Source organism: Acidiphilium sp. JA12-A1 (assembly GCF_000724705.2).
Lineage (GTDB): Bacteria > Pseudomonadota > Alphaproteobacteria > Acetobacterales > Acetobacteraceae > Acidiphilium > Acidiphilium multivorum.
Window position 1 is genome coordinate 21,955 of record NZ_JFHO01000021.1, and the last position, 16,810, is coordinate 38,764.

Sequence of the window (16,810 nt, forward strand, 5' to 3'; positions counted from 1 at the left end):
ACGGTCAGGCCATGATCACCGCGACGTGCCCCTTCTCGCCGGCATAGCCGAGATAGCGGTATCTGCGCCCCCCCTCGGCACAGAATTCCTGAAACGCCTTGTATTCGTGCTGCCGCCAGCCCGGGTAGTTGAAATACTCGTCGAACACGATGATCGTGCCGGGCCGGATTCGATCTCCCAGCATGTCGAACACCGTCCTCGTCGAGGAATAGATGTCGCAGTCGATGTGCAGCAGCGCGACCGGCTCCGCGGTTTCAGCGAGGAATGCGGGCAGGGTTGCATCAAACCAGCCGACATGAAGACGCACATTTCCAGGCACTTTTGGCAGGGCACCATGCCGGTCGAACGCGCCGCGGGCCGAGGCGGTGCCCGACCAGTCCTCCGGCAAACCCTGGAAGGAGTCGAATCCATGCACCGTGCGAGCGGTCGCTCGCGCCAGGCAGTTGAGCGAAAGCCCCTTCTCCACCCCGAATTCAAGAACGAGCCCCTGTTCCGGCGCGCGCGACAGAGCGAAACGCAGCAAATCGAACCGGTCGCGCAGCATCATCGCTGCCTGCATATGCTCGATGACGTAGTCCACCGCCTCCCGCTTGGCGGCGAGGCGGATATCGAACGCCAGATCATTGAGATACCACGAATGCAGGATTTTCCTGTAGGCCCGTGCCAGCAACCCGCCGCGCAGCCCGCGCTGAAGAATCGCCATGGTCAGAGCGGCTTCGGCACGCCGGCACTGGCCAAGGCGGCATCCTGACGAGCATCGAGCGAGGCGGCATCGAATTCCGCGACCGTCTCCTGGAAAAGCTGGTGCCAGTTGAGTTCCGCGCGCAACCGGAGAAACACGCTGCCAAGCCCGATGGCGGAGCGGTCCATCAGCACGAACTCGCGCGGCGGACGAACACCGCCGGTGCGCTTCAGCCCTTCATGAACCTTCTCCGCAACACTGCGACCGAAGGTTACGTCGTTGGTCTCCTGTATGGGCCGCACCCGGTCCTGCATCAGCGGCTCGTACAGGAACCGGGCCCATTCGTTCAGCACGTCGAGCTTTTCCTTGGTGATATCGGTAAAACCCCATGAGGAATAGGCGTGATGGGCGAGCGCATCGTCATTGTCACGGATCGCGCGGAAAAGGTCGATCACACCGGCGACGAAGCGCGAGCCGAACACGCGAATGGCGCCGAAATCGAGCAGATTGATGCCACCAGCCTTGTTCACCTGATAATTGCCGAGATGCGGATCGCCATGGATGACGCCGTATCGGTAGAACGGCACATACCAGGCCCGGAACAGGGCGCGGGCCACCCGATTGCGACTTTCCTGATCGGGGTCGGTATCCAGAAAGGCCTGCATCCCGATGCCGTCCAGCCAGGTCATGGTCAGCAGGCGACGGGAGGAATATTCGGGGATCGGCTCGGGGATGACGATATCGGGCTGCCCTTCGAGCATGATCGCATAGAGCCGGGCCTGCGCTGCCTCGCGCGTATAATCGAGTTCCTCGCGCAGCCGCGTTGCGAGCTCGACATAGATGTCGTCCTGGTGGATCGCGTTATCCATCCGCTTGTAGACGGCCATCGCGAGCTTGAGTTGCCGGAGGTCGGATTCCACGGTGCTCGGCATGTCGGGATATTGCAGCTTGCAGGCGACGATGCGGCCATCCGGCAGTTCGGCCTTGTGAACCTGGCCCAGACTGGCGGCAGCCGCGGCCTCACGCCCGAAGGTGCGGAATTTCCCTTCCCAGTCAGGGCCGAGTTCGGCAGCCATCCGGCGGCGGACGAAGGCCCAGCCCATCGGTGGCGCGTTCGACTGCAACTGCGCCAGTTCCCGGGCATATTCCTCGGGCAGGGCGTCGGGCACGGTGCTGAGGATCTGGGCGATCTTCATCATCGGCCCCTTGAGGCCACCGAGAATGGTCTTCAGGTCTTCGGCATGGCGGCCGCGGTCGGTGCGGATACCGAAAACCCGCTCGCCCGCCACCCGCGCCGCAATGCCGGAAACCGCGCCCGAGGTGCGGGCAAAGCGCCTGATTTCGCCGAACAGCGTGCCGCCGGTATCCGCTTCGTTGCCCATGTATCCCCGATTTTCCTCAGTTTTCCAGTTCGTCGATAAAGCCGGCAATCACATCGAGCCCCCTGCGCCAGAACGCCGGATCGGACGCATCGAGGCCAAACGGAGCCAGCAATTCGCGATGCCGCCTCGTGCCGCCGGCGGCGAGCATATCGAGGTAGCGCGCAACGAAATCCGCCCCTGCGCCACGCGCCGCCTGGTCGCGATATACGCCGTAGAGCGCATTCACCAGGCAATCACCGAAGGCATAGGCATAGACGTAGAATGGCGAATGCACGAAATGCGGCACATAGGCCCAGAACATGCGGTAGTCGTCGGAAAATTCGAACGCCGGGCCCAGACTTTCCCGCTGCACGCCAATCCAGATGGCGCTGATCTCGTCAGGCAACAACTCGCCCCGCCGCCGCGCCGCGTGCAGGCGCTGCTCGAACTGGTGAAAGGCGATCTGCCGCACCACCGTGTTCAGCATGTCCTCCACCTTCTGCGCCAGCATCAGCCGGCGACGCTGCGGGTCGCTTTCGGCGTCGAGCAGGGCACGGAAAGTGAGCATCTCGCCGAACACGCTGGCGGTCTCCGCCAGGGTCAGCGGCGTTGCGGCCATCAGATACCCTTGGCGTGCGGCGAGAACCTGATGCACGCCGTGCCCCAGCTCGTGGGCCAGCGTCATCACATCGCGCGCGCGCCCGTGGTAGTTCAGGAGGATGTAGGGATGCACGTCCGGAACGGCGGGATGGGCGAAGGCGCCGCCGGACTTGCCCGGGCGCGGCACGGCATCGATCCAGCCGCCATCGAAGAACCGGGCAGCGATCACGCGCATCTCCGGGCTGAAGGCACCATAGGCGGCGAGTACCCGCTCCCTCGCCTCCGGCCAGCCGATCCGCCGGTCGGACTCGCCGGGCAGCGGCGCGTTCCGGTCCCAGTGTTGCAGACGGTCAAGACCAAGCCAACCGGCCTTCAACGTGTAATACCGGTGGGCAAGCCGGGGATACGCATCGGTCACCGCAGAGACTAGCGCCTCGACCACGGCGGGCTCCACCCGGTTGGCGAGGTGGCGCGCTGCTTCGGGCGACGCGTAGCGCCGCCAGCCATCTTCGATCGCCTTGTCCTTCGCGATCGTGTTCAGAATCTGGGTGAACAGCCGTGCATTGCGCTGCAGGGTCGTACCGATCGCATGGCCGGCTGCCTCGCGCTGCGCGCGATCCGGGTCGGAAAGCCGGTTGAGAGCCGCGGAGAGCGTCAGTTCCTCGCCTGCAACCGGGACCCGTAGCGCAGCGATGGTCTCGTCGAACAGGCGGGACCAGGCGGCATGGCCTGTCACCTCCTTTTCGTGCAGGAGCCGCTCGATCTCATCGGAAAGCTGATGCGGGCGCAAGGCGCGCAGGTCGCCCAGCCACGGCGCAAAGCGCGCCAGCGCCGGATCGGCGAGCGCCGCCTCGAAGGCGGCGTCGTCAATCTGGTTGATCTCCAGCGTGAAGAAAACGACGTCCGCTCCGATTTCCGTCGCCCGTTCGGATATCGACTGGTAGAACTGCCCCGCAGTCGGAACGGTCGCGTCGGCGCTGAAATTCAGCTGGGCGAAGGCGTGCAAACGCCCAAGCCCCTGTTCGATCGCCTCGTATCGTGCAATCGCCTCGGCGAGCCCAGAGCCGTCCAACCCGGCAACCCGTCCGCGAAAAGCGGCGGCAAAGGCGCGCGCATCGGCGCCGAGCCTTGCGATATCGGTCGCGATCGCGGGATCCTCGGTGCCACGGTAGAGATCGGTGAGATTCCAGGACGGCAGGGCGAAGGCGGCGTCGCTGTCGCATTCAGGCCGTACTGTTACGCCAGCCAGATCGTCGGGCGGGGCCAGTGGCCGAATCAACGTCATCAATCACTCCTTACGTCCCAGAGATAGGCCGGAAAAGCCGCCCGTCAAATGCCGGGCTCTGGCGCGTCCCGCCGCAGACGATTATCTGCCGATCCAAGATGAATTATCGCCACGCCTACCACGCCGGCAATGCCGTCGATTGCATGAAGCACGCGCTGCTGGTTGTGCTGCTGCGCGCGTTGACACGCAAGGAGAAGCCGCTGTTCGTACTCGATACCCATGCGGGAATCGGCATCTACGATCTCGCCGGCCCGGAAGCGGGCCGCACCCGCGAATGGGAAGGCGGTATCGGCAAGCTCCGCACGATCGCACCCACCGCTCTTGCAGATTATCTCGGGCTGATCCCGCCTGGCCTTGCCTATCCTGGATCGCCGGCCATCGCGCGCGCGCTGCTTCGGCCGGGCGACCGCCTTGCGCTCTGCGAACTTCACCCCGAAGATGCGGCGGTGCTGAAGCGCCGGTTCCGCGGCGATCCGATGGTGCAGGTTCATGTCCGCGACGGCTACGAGGCCGTGACCGCGCTGTTGCCGCCGCCCGAGCGCCGCGCCCTTGTGCTGATCGACCCACCGTTCGAACGGCCCGACGAGTTCGCCGCGTTGGCGACATCGCTGGATGCCGGGCGGCGGAAATTCCCCTCGGGGATTTTTGCCGCCTGGTATCCTGTGAAGCACCGGACGCCGGTTCGCGATTTCGCTGCCGATATGACGGCCAGAGGCATTCCCGACATTATCGTCTGCGAGATGCTGCTCCGCCCGGCACTCGACCCGGCGCGGCTCAACGGATGCGGCCTGCTGGTGATCAATCCGCCTTATGGTTTCGAAGCCGCGGCGGCCCCGGTGCTGGAAGCACTTCGTGCGGTGCTGGGCGAGGCGGATGCCAGCGTTGCAATCACGCGGCTGGCCCGGGAGAATGGGGTATGACGGCACATCCCGAATTCGCCGTGATCGGCGCCGGGGCCTGGGGCACCGCGCTCGCCTCTCTTTATGCGGCGCAGGGGCGGCGGGTCGCGCTTGTCGCCCGCGATTCTACAAAAGCCGCGGCACTGGCAACCACGCGCACGACGCCGCGTCTGCCCGGGCTTCGCCTGCCTGACTCCCTCGCCGTGACGGCGCGTCCGCCCGAAGCGCCGGTCACGCTGCTTGCCGTACCGTTCCAGCATCTGCGCGAGACCCTCGGTCGCCTGCCGCAAGGCAATGGTACGCTTGTGCTCTGTGCCAAGGGAGTGGAACGCGAAAGCGGCGCATTGGGACCGGAAATCGCGGCGGAAATGGAGCCGCGGCGGCCATGCGCGGTGCTCACCGGTCCCAATTTCGCCCACGAGATCGCCATCGGCCTGCCGGCCGCCGCCGTTCTGGCCATGACCGATGACGGGGCACGGCGCGACCTCGTGCAACACCTCGCGACACCGCGCCTGCGCGTTTACGGCAGCGCGGATCCAATCGGTGCCGCACTGGGCGGGGCTGCGAAAAACGTGATCGCCATTGCCGCCGGTGCGGTGATCGGCGCCGGCCTCGGCGAGAACGCGCGCGCGGCGCTGATCACCCGCGGCCTTGCCGAAATCGCGCGCCTGACCGAAGCGCTGGGCGGGGCGGCGGAGACGATCTCCGGCCTTGCCGGGCTCGGCGATCTCATCCTGACCGCGACCGGCAGCGCGAGCCGGAACTATCGCGCCGGCCTTGCCTTTGGCCAGGGCAAGAGACCCGATACGGAAGCTGGCGTGATCGAGGGTATCGCCACAGCGCCGGCGCTTCTTGCCCGCGCCCGGGCAACTGGTTGTGAAATGCCGGTCACAGAGGCGGTAACCGATCTGCTCGCCGGCCGCATCACGCTCGAGGCCAGCATGAACCGGCTGCTACGCCGGGCCCTGCGCGACGAGCGCTAATCGAGACTCAGACGCCGAATTCGGCGGCCAGTGCCTCGACCGAATCGACGACCACATCCCACGGTCCGGAAGGATTGGCGCGGTCTCCGGTCGCGGCGCCGAATTCGAGCGGACGGCTGATGAAGGCAGTGCGCAGGCCGAAACTCGCAGCGGCGGCAAGATCGTCGTTATGCGCCGCAGCGAGCATGACCTCGTGCGGGGCAAGACCGAGATAGTCGCAGGCGCCGAGATAGACCTCGGCATCCGGCTTGTAGTGCCGAAAAATATCCGAACCGAACGTGACGTCCCACGGGAAGCCATTGCGCCGTGCGAGCGAAACCTGCAACGCAAGATGCCCGTTCGAGAGCGGGCCGATGATGACCGCCTGCCGAAGCCGCGCGAGGCCTGAAACCACGTCCGGCCAAGGTGCCAGGCGGTGCCACAGCTTCACCAGGTGATCGCAATCGGCATCGCTGAGCGGCCCGAACCCGTGCCGGCGGGCCAGTTCGACGACCGCATCGCGATGCAGGTCATCCAGAAGAGTCCAGGGTATCAGGCCGCGCCGCACCCGGTCCATCGAGGGCCGATAGGTCCGGCGCCAGGCATCGGCAACCTCGGCCCAGTCGGCGGAACGGCTGCGGGACGAGCCAAACGCCGTCAGACCGGCGATCACGCTGCCACGCCAGTCCACCAGCGTGCCGAACACGTCAAACAGAACGGCGCGAGGCTGCGTCATGCCGGTCAGGCGGTCACGAGCAGGATGACCACAAGCGCCACCGCGACCGCCTGAAGGCCCACACGCCAGCGCATCAACCGGTTCTGCCGTCGCGGATCGGCGCCCTGCGTCATGCCAACGGCGCCGGCCAGCAGAACGGCCACCACCGCAACCATGTCGACGCCGAGGAGGATCAGAAGAATATCACGCATACCTTGCCATATAATGACTGACTCCGGCCGTCGATAGGGGGTGGCGGTTGACATGAAACGCGATGCCCCTTTCAGAGGAGAGATGTTCCGCGCCCTGTCGCTCGCCCTGCCGATCCTGGCATTGCTCTTGGGAGCCATCCCGGCCGCGAGCGCGGCTGCGCCCGCCTCCAAGGCCACCGCAGCCGCGACATCGCCCGCCGTAAAGGCCGCTCCGCCCCTCACCGCCACACAGATCGACACTGCGATCGCGACGCTGCGCGACGCGAAGCAGCGCGCCACCCTTATCGCCACGCTCGAAGCCATGAAAGGAGGGGCGACAGCGGCCACGACGCAACAAGCCGCGCCAGGTATTGGCCTCGGCATCGCGCAGACGATCGAGGAATGGGCGGAACAGACGCTTCAGGGGATCGGGCGAGCCCTCAGCGACGCGACCGACATTTCCCTGATCTGGCATTGGATTGAGTTCGTCGCGACGGATGCGTGGCTGCGGCACACGGTATTGCAGGCGACCTGGCGGCTGGCCGTCGTACTGGCGGCGGCTCTCTGCGCCGAATGGGTGGTCCGCAGGGCATTGCGTCGACCTCGTACGAGCCTGTTGCGAAACGCGGCGCGACGGCGAGCCGCAGATGGACCGGGGCAAGAGGCCGACGGGGCCGAGGGAATTGCGGCTGCCGAGGCAGGAGAGACCGAGCGCTCACGCCGCCGCCAGCCGCTGCGACGCTGGTTGCGCCGCGTCCCGTGGGCCCTGGGCCATTTCGCCCTCGAACTCGTGCCGGTCATTGCCTTCGCGCTGGCAGGTGTCGCTTTGGTATCGGGCGGCATCGCGGATGACAGGGTCTCACGTCTTGTGATCGGCGCCGCGCTGGAAGCCTATGTCGTTTCGCGGTTCGCGATGGAATGCGCCCGTCTCCTGCTCAACCCAAGGGCGCCGGAAATTCGGCTGGCAGGCCTTGGCGATGACCGGGCACGCTGGCTCACCACCTGGCTGCGAGCCATTGTTGGCACAGTCGCCTTCGGATACGCGGCAATTGCGACGGGCGGCCTGTTCGGCCTCTATCCGGCAGCCAGCCGCGTGCTGGTCAAGATCGTTTCGCTGGCGGTGCATCTGATGCTTGCGGTCATGATCCTGCAGGCGCGGCGGCCGGTGGCGGCCTTCATCCGGGGGGAGACGCCGTCGGCCGGCTTCACGGGCGCGCTCAGGGTCGGACTCGCGCATACCTGGCACATTCTCGCTCTCTTTTACGTGATCGCCCTATGGGTCGCATGGGCGATCGGGGTACCGCACGCCTTCTTCATCATGCTGCGGATCGTCGTGGTCCTCGGCCTCGTCGCCATTATCGGACGCGGAGTCGCGGCCAGCCTGGCGTCGGGGCTCGATTCGCTGTTCGACGAGCGAGGCACGCTACGTTCTCGGCATCCCGACCTCCACGCGCGGATGCGGACCTACCTCCCGGTCCTGAAACTCTCGACAGGCTGCGTGATCGCCGCGCTCGGCCTTCTGGTCACGCTGCAGCTTTGGGGAGTCAGCGTGTTTGCCTGGTTCGCCGGAACCACGCTCGGGCGCCAGATCGCCTCGGCAGTCGTGACCATTGCGGCAGCCATCCTCATCGCCCTCATCGTCTGGGAGGCAGCAAACGCCGCGTTGGAAGCTCACGCCGAGCGTCTGATACGTCAGGGGCGTCCCGGCCGCGCCGCCCGCTATCGCACCCTTCTCCCGATGCTCCGATCGGTCCTCATGGGAGCCATTCTGGTTGTGGTCGCGCTGGTGGTGCTCGGCGCCGTGGGCGTCAACATCACGCTTCTGCTCGGCGGGCTGTCGATCTTCGGGCTCGCCGTCGGCTTCGGCTCGCAAAAGCTGGTGCAGGACATCATCACCGGACTTTTCCTGCTCCTGGAAGATGCCGTGCAGGTCGGAGACTGGGTGACCCTCGCCGGAATTTCCGGCAGCGTCGAGAAACTCTCGATCCGCACCATCCGGCTGCGCGCCGGTGACGGTTCGCTGAACGTGATCCCGTTCAGCGCGGTGAGCACGGTATCAAATTTCTCACGGGAGTTTTCATTTGCGCCGATCACGGTCGGCGTTGCCTACAAGGAGGATATCGACCGCGTCTTCGCCGTGATCCGGGATGAGTTCACGAAAATGCGCGCGGACCCGGAATGGGCGCCGAATATTCTCGGCGATATCGAACTTTGGGGCCTCGACCAGTTCGGTGCCTCCTCGCTCGATATCGTGGGCCGCATGCGCACCCCGGCCGGACAGCAGCATGCGGTACGCCGCGAATTCAACCGCCGCCTCAAAATCCGGTTCGACACCGAGGGCATCGAGATACCCTTCCCCTATCAGCGGCTGACCATCGATCCGGAAGAATTCCGCGCCGCGTTTGGCTCCGGCACTTCAGGTGAGGCACGCCCGCCGCACGAGACCACGCCGGAGAATGGCTGAGTTTCACACGGCGCACGGTTTCCCCGGACGGAGAAAGTGTTATTTCTGACGCATGAACCCCATCGCTGCCCGCAACGAGCTTGGCCTTAAACTCGCCGGAGACGGATTTGCCTTCCTTTCCGGTGAAGCGTTCGACTGCATGCTACCCGCCGAAGCGGTCGCCTCCGCGGCGTGGGACGGCTTCGCGGCGAGCTGGGACAATATGCCGCTTGATGAATACATGGCCGATGGAGGGCGTTATCGGCGTCGGCGCTTCGGCGTGTTCAGCGCGATATCCAACCAGACGATACGTCGCGCGCCGCATCAGGCTCACTATCAGACGCGTGATTACAACGCTCTGAACGGTGGCGTGGAGCGCTGGTTCGAACCGATCGGTGACGATGTCGCGGCAGGCCTCACCTTCCAGGCCCTGCTCGGCTTTACCCGCTCGCTTTTCGAGGAACGGATCGGCAGCGTCGCCTGGCATATCGAGGCCCATCAGTTCCGGATCGAAGCGCCGTCGGATGGCGCCGGCCTGCCAACGCCGGAAGGCATGCATCGTGATGGAGTCGATTTTGTCTTCGTGCTGATGGTGCGGCGAGAGAACATCAAGCAAGGCACGACGACGATCCACGATCTTGCCGGAAACGATCTCGGCAGCTTCACGCTGACCCGCCCTCGCGATTCGGCACTTGTGGATGACCGGCGCGTGTTTCATGGCGTGACGCCGGTGGTCCCGATCGACCCCGCGCGCCCCGCCTTCCGGGATGTTCTGGTCCTGACCTACCGTCGCGTCTGATTCCCCCTTACCCGAGCCAGGGCGGCACCGGCAGCCCCTTGCCGCGCAGGAATTCCGGGTTGAACAGCTTCGACTGGTAACGCGACGCGCCATCGCAAAGGATCGTCACGATCGTGTGGCCCGGCCCCATTTCGTGTGCGACGCGAATGGCCGCTGCGACATTGATTCCCGCGGAACCACCGACCGAGAGGCCCTCGTGGATCATCAGGTCGTAGACCTGCCCGAGCATTTCGGTATCGGGAATGCGCACCGCATCATCAATTGGCGCGCCTTCCAGATTGGCCGTAACCCGTCCCTGGCCGATTCCCTCGGAAATCGATGATCCGGAGGACGTTATCTCACCGGTCTTGATCCACGAATGCAAGGCGCTGCCTTCGGGGTCGGCAAGCACGATGCGGGTGGCCGGATTGCGCTCCTTCAACGCCAAGGCGACGCCGGCGAGCGTGCCGCCGGTTCCGCAAGCGCAGGTGAAGGCATCGATCCTGCCGCCCGTCTGCGCCCATATCTCCGGCCCGGTCGTGCGGCGATGCCCTTCCCGGTTGGCAAGGTTGTCGAACTGGTTCGCCCAGTAGCCGCCGCATTCCTCGGCAATACGACGGGAAACATGGACGTAGTTACCGGGATCGCGATAGGGTTTTGCCGGCACGAGGCGCAGATCAGCGCCGATCATGCGGAGAAAATCCTTCTTTTCCTGGCTCTGCGTCTCGGGCATCACAATAATGCTGCGATAGCCGCGCGCATTGGCCACCAGCGTGAGGCCAATCCCGGTGTTGCCCGCCGTTCCCTCGACGATGGTGCCTGACCGGCCCGGCGTGAGCAGGCCCCGCGCCTCGGCATCCTCGATAATCGCGAGCGCCGCACGATCCTTCACAGAGCCGCCCGGATTCATGAATTCGGCCTTGCCAAGGATTTCACAGCCAGTCGCCTCGGATGCACGACGCAGGCGGATCAAGGGTGTATGGCCGATCGCACCGATGAATCCGCCGGCGATCGAGGTCGCTGATTGCACTGTCACGCTGTTCTTTCTCCCGTGTAACCGTCTTGCATCAGAACCTGGCGTCGGACAACAATGCTTCGATGCCAGGAAGGCGATGAACCGGAGGATGATATGGTTGACGATGTGGCTCCGAAACAGGTGTGGGAGGCGCTGATGAGCAACCCCGAGGCCATGCTCTGCGATGTGCGGACCAGCGCCGAGTGGACCTTTGTCGGGCTACCCGACCTCTCCCAGGCCGGAAAGCAGGTCATCCCGATCGAGTTGCAGGTCTTCCCCAGCATGCAGCACAATCCGCATTTTCTCGACGAGATGAAGCGTGCGGGCCTAAACGCGGATCACCACGTCTATTTCATCTGCCGTAGCGGCGGCCGCAGCATGGCTGCGGCACGGATCGCGCAGGAGCATGGCTTTCCCCATGTCTACAACGTGAGGGACGGATTCGAAGGCCCGCACGACCAGCGCGGCCATCGCGGCCATGTGGCTGGCTGGAAGCATGATGGTCTGCCCTGGGTGCAGAAATAGGCGTTGGTCCACCGGCGCGCGGAAGCAGCCCTGCGCATGCGTGTCTGGAAAACCTCACCTCCCTGCCCTCATTGAGGGTGGATGAACGATCCGACACCGACAACCGCGACCTCGTTCCATATAAAGCGCGGCTCCGCGGAATTCCGCCGCACGACACTTGCAATGTTCGCTGCCGGCTTCGCGACTTTTGCGCTGATGTATTGCGTGCAGCCGCTGCTGCCGGTGTTTGCGAGCGATTTCCGCGTGCGCCCGGTGTCGGCAAGCCTCGCTCTGTCGCTCACCACTTTCACCCTCGCCGGTTCCCTGCTCGTGGCCAGCGCGGTCTCGGAAGCATGGGGCCGCAAGAACATGATGGCGGGCTCGGTCATCGGCGCCGCCTTCCTGACCATTGCTTCGGCGGCGATTCCGCATTGGGGCGCCTTTCTCGCGGTCCGGGCATTGATCGGCCTTGTGCTTTCGGGCCTGCCCGCGGTGGCCATGGCCTATCTCGCGGAGGAAATTGATCCCAAATCGATGAGTCTCGCCATGGGACTCTATGTCGGCGGCAGCGGCTTCGGCGGCATGAGCGGTCGACTGATTACGGGAGTGCTGGCCGATCTTGCCGGGTGGCGGATCGCGATTGCGGGCATTGGCGCGATCGGCCTCGCCTCCGGAATCATCTTCACCTCCAGCCTGCCGGCATCGCGCAACTTCACCCGCCGGACACTTTCAATCAGGCATCTCGCGCGAAGCTACGCCGCTCACCTCGCCGATCCGGCATTGCGACTGCTCTATGCCGAGGGTTTCCTGATCATGGGCGGCTTCGTGACTATTTATAATTATATCACGTTCCGCCTGATCGCCCCGCCATTCAGCCTGTCGCAGGCTGCGGTCGGCATGATTTTCACGGTCTATCTCGTGGGCGTCGGCAGTTCGGCCTGGAGCGGCCACCTCACCGGCAGGATCGGAAGGGCGCGGATGCTGCCGATCGCGATCGCTTTGGAACTTGCCGGCGCCCTTCTGACCCTTTCGGGGACTCTATGGCTTGTCATCGCAGGTATCGCGCTGGTCACGCTCGGCTTCTTCGCGAGCCACACGACGGCAAGCGCCTGGGTCGGGGCCGCCGCGCGCGGCGCGCGGGCACAGGCTGCGGCACTTTACCTGTTTCTCTATTATCTCGGGTCGAGCCTTGTGGGCTCGCTCGGCGGATTCGCCTGGAGTTCGTGGGGCTGGAGCGGCGTGGTGACGATGATCGCGCTACTGTTGCTGGCCGGGCTTGCATTGGCAGTGCGACTGGCCACCTTGCCATCCCGGCGCGCGGAGGTCATGTAGCGAAGATGAATCATGAAGCGGTCAAACTGGCGGAGTGCGGCTGATGGACGGCGGCGCCGAACAGCGGCAGATTACGATCCATAAGCCGGAAGACTTCGTGCCGATGCGAGCTGCGGGCGCACTGGCGGCCGAGGTGCTCGACATGGTCGGCGCGCATGTCCGCCCAGGCATCTCGACCGGAGAGATCGACCGGATCTGCCACGACTATATCGTCGCCCGCGGCGCAATTCCGGCGCCGCTCAATTATCGTGGGTTCCCGAAATCGACCTGCATCTCGATCAACCACGTTGTCTGCCATGGCATTCCAGGCGATCGCGTGCTGATGGATGGCGACATTCTGAACATTGACATCACGGTAATTCTCGATGGCTGGCACGGCGACTCCAGCCGGATGTACATAGCGGGCACAGCGTCAACGAAAGCTCGCCGACTGATCGATGTTACCTATCAGTCGCTGCTGGAAGGAATTCGCGCCGCCAGGCCGGGTGCGCATTTCGGTGATATCGGCCACGCCATCCAAACCTATGTCGAGGCGCAGCGTTTCTCCGTCGTGCGGGATTTCTGCGGCCATGGCATCGGCCGCCGCTTCCACGAAGCGCCCAACGTGCTGCATTTCGGCCGCAAGGGAGATGGCCCCGAACTACGCCCAGGCATGTTCTTCACCATCGAACCGATGGTGAACGCGGGAAGGCCGGAGGTGAAGGTGCTCGACGACGGCTGGACAGCGGTGACGCGGGATCGCAGCCTGTCGGCCCAATTCGAGCACATGGTCGGAATTACGGAGTCCGGTTGCGAGGTTTTTACCCTGGCAGCCGGCGAAGTGATCTGATCGGCGCACTTTGCAAGCGCAGCCAGCTATGACAAGCTCCGGCTGTGACGAGCGGCCGGAACACACTCCAAGATAGTAATATTCAGGCGGATCTTCTTCTGGAAGGTCAATCGCCGGACGATGAGCCGCACGGTTCCGATGTCCATGGCGCAACCGGGCATCGCGCGCGCTTGCGTGCACGCCTGCTCAAGGCTGGGCCTGAAGCGCTTGCCGACCATGAAATCCTCGAGATGGTGTTGTTTCTTGCCGTCCCCCGGCGCGACACCAAGCCGATCGCACGCGCGCTCGTCCGGCGTTTCGGCTCCTATGCGGGCGCCATTGCGGCGCCAATCGGCGAGTTGCGGGGCGTCGAAGGGCTGGGCGAGGCCGGCGCCGCCGCTTTGAAGATCGTTCAGGCGGCTGCACTCCGGCTCGCGAAGGCGGAAATCGCTTATCGTCCCGTGCTGAACCACTGGGACAGGCTCATAGAATACCTTACGGCGGTGCTGGCCCGTGAACGGGTCGAGCAGGCGCGGGCGCTGTTTCTCGACCAGCGCAATCGGCTGATCGCCGACGAGGTCCAGTCCGTGGGAACCGTGAACCACACCCCGCTATATCCGCGCGAGTTGATCAGGCGCGCTCTCGAACACCATGCAACCGCGATCATCCTGGTCCATAACCATCCCAGCGGTGACCCGACCCCGTCGCCGGAAGACGTGGCGATGACGCGCGAGATCAAGCAGGCTGCATCAACACTTTCGATCGTCCTGCACGATCACGTGATCGTCGGTAATGGCAAGTGGGTCAGCCTCAAGCGGCTGGGTCTGCTATGATCCCCAGCCACTGAGAACGGCGATGGGAAGGTTGATACGCAGGCGCCCCGCAGATCCGGCAATCGTGGCGAGCGCCATTGGAAACAGAGCCCGCGGGGGAATCCGGCGCGACCTGGCCGAAAGCGCGTTGGTCTCTCCCGCATCGCGAAGATCGCGCAGCAGGGCGAACGGCTCCGCGTATTCGAGGTCAACCTCCTCCCGTTCGGCGATCGGCAGCGCAAATCCCGCGCGCTGCATCAGGCCGGCGCAGTCCGCAAGCGTGGGGAATGGCGAGACACGCGGCGCCGCTCCTCCGGTCAGGACCTCTTCCGCTTCGATGAGGGCGGAACGCAGTTCCGACAAGGTCCCGAGAAGCGGCAGGCTGCCGATGAAGAGTCCTTCTGGCGTCAGCGCCTGGCGCAACTGGATGAGGGCCCCGGGCAAGTCGTTCACCCAGTGCAGCGACATATGGGCGACGATGAGATCGAACCGCGCCGGACCGAACGGCAGAAATTCGGGGTCTCCTGCAACGCTGGCCGTTCCGTGCGCGAGAGCGGGGGATATATCGCAGGTGACGACCTCGATACCGCGGGCGTTCAACAGCGGTGCAACCGCACCCCGCCCGCCGATGTCGAGCGCGAGACGGAATCGCCGTCCGGTATCGTCAAGCCGGTCGAGCACGCGAAACGCGAGCTCGTCGAGCACTGGCCGAACCTTGGCCAGCCGTGGTGCTGCCCGGGTCCGATGGGCGGCGACTGCCCTGCGATCGAAGATCTCCATCTGGCTCATCGGCGTGCTTGTGCCGCGTCTGCCGGCTGGCGAAAAGCCCCTGTCATGCTGAAGTCGCTGGCCCGTGCTGCGCTTGATCTCCTGCTCCCGCCCCAGTGCCTGGCCTGCAGCGAGGAGGTGCCGGCCGACGGGCTGCTCTGCGTCTCGTGTTTCGTCGAGACCAGTTTCATCACTGACCCGGTTTGCGGCCAATGCGGCCTTCCGCTTGCCGAGCCTGCCCCGCTCTGCACGAGTTGTGACTGGGCGCCCCCCACATTCCGCAGCGCCCGCGCCGCACTGCAATACAATGCCGCCGCCAAGCGGCTGATCCTGCCTTTCAAGTATGCCGATCGGCCGGAACTCGCTATCGGCCTCGCACGGCTGCTGCTCCGCCCTGGCAAGGAGTTACTGGCGCGCGCGGATCTCCTGGTGCCCGTGCCGCTACACCGCTCGCGCCTTGCTCATCGCGGGTATAACCAGGCCGGGCTGCTCGCCCGTGCGCTGGGGCGCATTTCCGGCAAGAACGTCATGATCGATGCCCTCGTCCGCCTGAGGGCAACCCGGCCTCTTTCAGAACTGGACCAGACAGGGCGAGAATTGGCCCTTAAAGGGGCAATCGGCATCCGCGAGGGCCGCGAAGCGCATATTGCAGGGCGCACAATCCTGCTCGTCGACGATGTCCTGACAACCGGCGCCACGGCATCCGCCTGCGCTGATGCGCTCTACGCCGCAGGGGCCGCTGCTGTTGATGTTTTGGCCATTGCACGTGTCGCGGAGGCCGAAGACATTTAACAATTACGCAACAGTCTTGCGATAAATTTCGGCTCGCGTATGTGAAGGGCTGGAGAGATCATATGCCGACAGTCGAAATTTACACCCAGGCTTTCTGCCCGTACTGCAGCCGCGCCGTTCGCCTCATGCGCGAGAAGGGCGTGCCGTTCACAGAAATTGATGCGCCCCGAGGCTCCGCAGCCCGCCGCGAGGCCATTGAAAGATCTGGTGGCAGCACGACCGTACCGCAGATCTTCATCGACGGCCAATCGATCGGCGGCTGCGACGAGTTGCTCGAACTCGAACGGACCGGCCGGCTTGATCCACTCCTTGCAGGTATCTGCTCATCCTGGTCCGTCGATAAGTTGAATCGATTGTGAATTGACGTGACCACGGCGGATACGATTCGACGGGAGGCGTGAACGAGCTTCCTGACCTGTCTCTCCTATCGCACGCTGAGAAAGACGCGCTGATCCGCGCGCTATGGGACGCGTTGCAATCATCCGAGCGCAGGAACGCGGAACTGGCAATCCGGCTTTCGGATGCGGAACGCCGGATTGCGGAGTTGGAGGCGCGGCTAAACGAACCGCCGAAGCGGCCGGACAATTCGAGCCTGCCGCCATCGCGCGGGCAGAAGCCAAACCGGCCCGAGAAAAGTCCGCGCAAGGGGCCCCGCAAAGGCAGTCTCGGCCGTGAGGGTGGCGGTCGCTTGCTTGCCGAGAACCCCGATCAGACGGTGATCGCGAAGGCGGCGCATTGCCAGCACTGCCGTGCCGGGCTGACTGACGCGGATCAGCGCCTCGCGCAGCGCTACGACAAGATCGATCTGCCGCCGATCAAGCCGGTCGTCACCCGCGTCGAACGCTATGCCGGCCATTGTCCGT

The 16,810-nt window shown here is 64.7% G+C and carries 18 protein-coding genes; 11 read left to right on the forward strand and 7 right to left on the reverse strand.

All coding sequences use genetic code 11. The annotated features are described in order from the left end of the window. Positions 1–4 precede the first annotated feature (4 nt). From RT91_RS04490 to RT91_RS04500, 3 genes are read right to left on the reverse strand one after another with little or no spacing between them, the layout of a single operon-like run. Positions 5–703: a class I SAM-dependent methyltransferase gene (locus RT91_RS04490; protein ID WP_007421862.1), complete on the reverse strand. Its 699-nt coding sequence runs from the start codon at positions 701–703 to the stop codon at positions 5–7. Between the two features lie 2 nt (positions 704–705). Then, positions 706–2,064: an AarF/ABC1/UbiB kinase family protein gene (locus RT91_RS04495; protein ID WP_011942276.1), complete on the reverse strand. Its 1,359-nt coding sequence runs from the start codon at positions 2,062–2,064 to the stop codon at positions 706–708. A gap of 16 nt (positions 2,065–2,080) precedes the next feature. Then, a complete protein-coding gene (locus RT91_RS04500; RefSeq protein ID WP_007421860.1) occupies positions 2,081–3,928 on the reverse strand; it encodes a M3 family oligoendopeptidase in 1,848 nt (615 codons plus the stop codon). A 98-nt stretch (positions 3,929–4,026) separates the two neighbouring features. On the opposite strand from RT91_RS04500, the gene RT91_RS04505 reads away from it, so the two are divergent. Beyond that, a complete protein-coding gene (locus RT91_RS04505; protein ID WP_035185854.1) occupies positions 4,027–4,848 on the forward strand; it encodes a 23S rRNA (adenine(2030)-N(6))-methyltransferase RlmJ in 822 nt (273 codons plus the stop codon). Further along, on the forward strand, positions 4,845–5,810 hold the full coding sequence (locus tag RT91_RS04510) for an NAD(P)H-dependent glycerol-3-phosphate dehydrogenase (protein WP_007421859.1): 966 nt from the start codon (positions 4,845–4,847) through the stop codon (positions 5,808–5,810). Before RT91_RS04505 ends, RT91_RS04510 begins: the two co-directional genes overlap by 4 nt. Before the next feature lie 7 nt (positions 5,811–5,817). On the opposite strand, the gene RT91_RS04515 is transcribed toward RT91_RS04510, so the two are convergent. After that, positions 5,818–6,525 carry a haloacid dehalogenase type II gene (locus RT91_RS04515; protein WP_007421857.1) on the reverse strand — a complete coding sequence of 236 codons (708 nt, stop codon included), beginning with the start codon at positions 6,523–6,525 and terminating at the stop codon, positions 5,818–5,820. Positions 6,526–6,530: 5 nt separating this feature from the next. Beyond that, positions 6,531–6,770 carry a twin transmembrane helix small protein gene (locus tag RT91_RS04520; protein ID WP_231295398.1) on the reverse strand — a complete coding sequence of 80 codons (240 nt, stop codon included), beginning with the start codon at positions 6,768–6,770 and terminating at the stop codon, positions 6,531–6,533. Positions 6,771–6,798: 28 nt separating this feature from the next. On the opposite strand from RT91_RS04520, the gene RT91_RS04525 reads away from it, so the two are divergent. Next, positions 6,799–9,159: a mechanosensitive ion channel domain-containing protein gene (locus tag RT91_RS04525; protein WP_240314186.1), complete on the forward strand. Its 2,361-nt coding sequence runs from the start codon at positions 6,799–6,801 to the stop codon at positions 9,157–9,159. Between the two features lie 52 nt (positions 9,160–9,211). Beyond that, on the forward strand, positions 9,212–9,937 hold the full coding sequence (locus RT91_RS04530; RefSeq protein ID WP_035185856.1) for a 2OG-Fe dioxygenase family protein: 726 nt from the start codon (positions 9,212–9,214) through the stop codon (positions 9,935–9,937). Between the two features lie 7 nt (positions 9,938–9,944). On the opposite strand, the gene RT91_RS04535 is transcribed toward RT91_RS04530, so the two are convergent. Continuing rightward, positions 9,945–10,952 carry a cysteine synthase A gene (locus RT91_RS04535; RefSeq protein WP_011942281.1) on the reverse strand — a complete coding sequence of 336 codons (1,008 nt, stop codon included), beginning with the start codon at positions 10,950–10,952 and terminating at the stop codon, positions 9,945–9,947. Positions 10,953–11,045: 93 nt separating this feature from the next. On the opposite strand from RT91_RS04535, the gene RT91_RS04540 reads away from it, so the two are divergent. The 4 genes from RT91_RS04540 to radC all read left to right on the forward strand — a co-directional run bounded on the left by RT91_RS04540 (position 11,046) and on the right by radC (position 14,408). Next, the gene (locus RT91_RS04540) at positions 11,046–11,456 is read left to right on the forward strand and encodes a rhodanese-like domain-containing protein (RefSeq protein WP_011942282.1); all 411 of its coding nucleotides are present in this window, start codon (positions 11,046–11,048) and stop codon (positions 11,454–11,456) included. Positions 11,457–11,537: 81 nt separating this feature from the next. Further along, positions 11,538–12,767 carry an MFS transporter gene (locus RT91_RS04545; RefSeq protein WP_035185859.1) on the forward strand — a complete coding sequence of 410 codons (1,230 nt, stop codon included), beginning with the start codon at positions 11,538–11,540 and terminating at the stop codon, positions 12,765–12,767. A 43-nt stretch (positions 12,768–12,810) separates the two neighbouring features. Beyond that, positions 12,811–13,596: a type I methionyl aminopeptidase gene (gene map / locus RT91_RS04550; protein WP_007421851.1), complete on the forward strand. Its 786-nt coding sequence runs from the start codon at positions 12,811–12,813 to the stop codon at positions 13,594–13,596. A gap of 44 nt (positions 13,597–13,640) precedes the next feature. Continuing rightward, positions 13,641–14,408: a DNA repair protein RadC gene (gene radC, locus RT91_RS04555; RefSeq protein ID WP_007421850.1), complete on the forward strand. Its 768-nt coding sequence runs from the start codon at positions 13,641–13,643 to the stop codon at positions 14,406–14,408. On the opposite strand, the gene RT91_RS04560 is transcribed toward radC, so the two are convergent. Then, complete coding sequence (locus tag RT91_RS04560; RefSeq protein ID WP_013640044.1) at positions 14,403–15,176, reverse strand: methyltransferase domain-containing protein; 774 nt, start codon at positions 15,174–15,176, stop codon at positions 14,403–14,405. The two genes, radC and RT91_RS04560, sit on opposite strands and share 6 nt — an antisense overlap. Positions 15,177–15,221: 45 nt before the next feature. Here RT91_RS04560 and RT91_RS04565 point away from each other — a divergent pair, with 45 nt between their 5' ends. The 3 genes from RT91_RS04565 to RT91_RS04575 all read left to right on the forward strand — a co-directional run. Beyond that, entirely contained in the window at positions 15,222–15,947 is a 726-nt protein-coding gene (locus tag RT91_RS04565) for a ComF family protein (RefSeq protein WP_013640045.1), read from the forward strand. Between the two features lie 62 nt (positions 15,948–16,009). Beyond that, complete coding sequence (grxC, locus tag RT91_RS04570; RefSeq protein WP_051788165.1) at positions 16,010–16,306, forward strand: glutaredoxin 3; 297 nt, start codon at positions 16,010–16,012, stop codon at positions 16,304–16,306. 38 nt (positions 16,307–16,344) lie between these two features. Further along, the coding region (locus RT91_RS04575; protein ID WP_240314187.1) for a DUF6444 domain-containing protein at positions 16,345–16,810 on the forward strand (466 nt) is incomplete at its 3' end.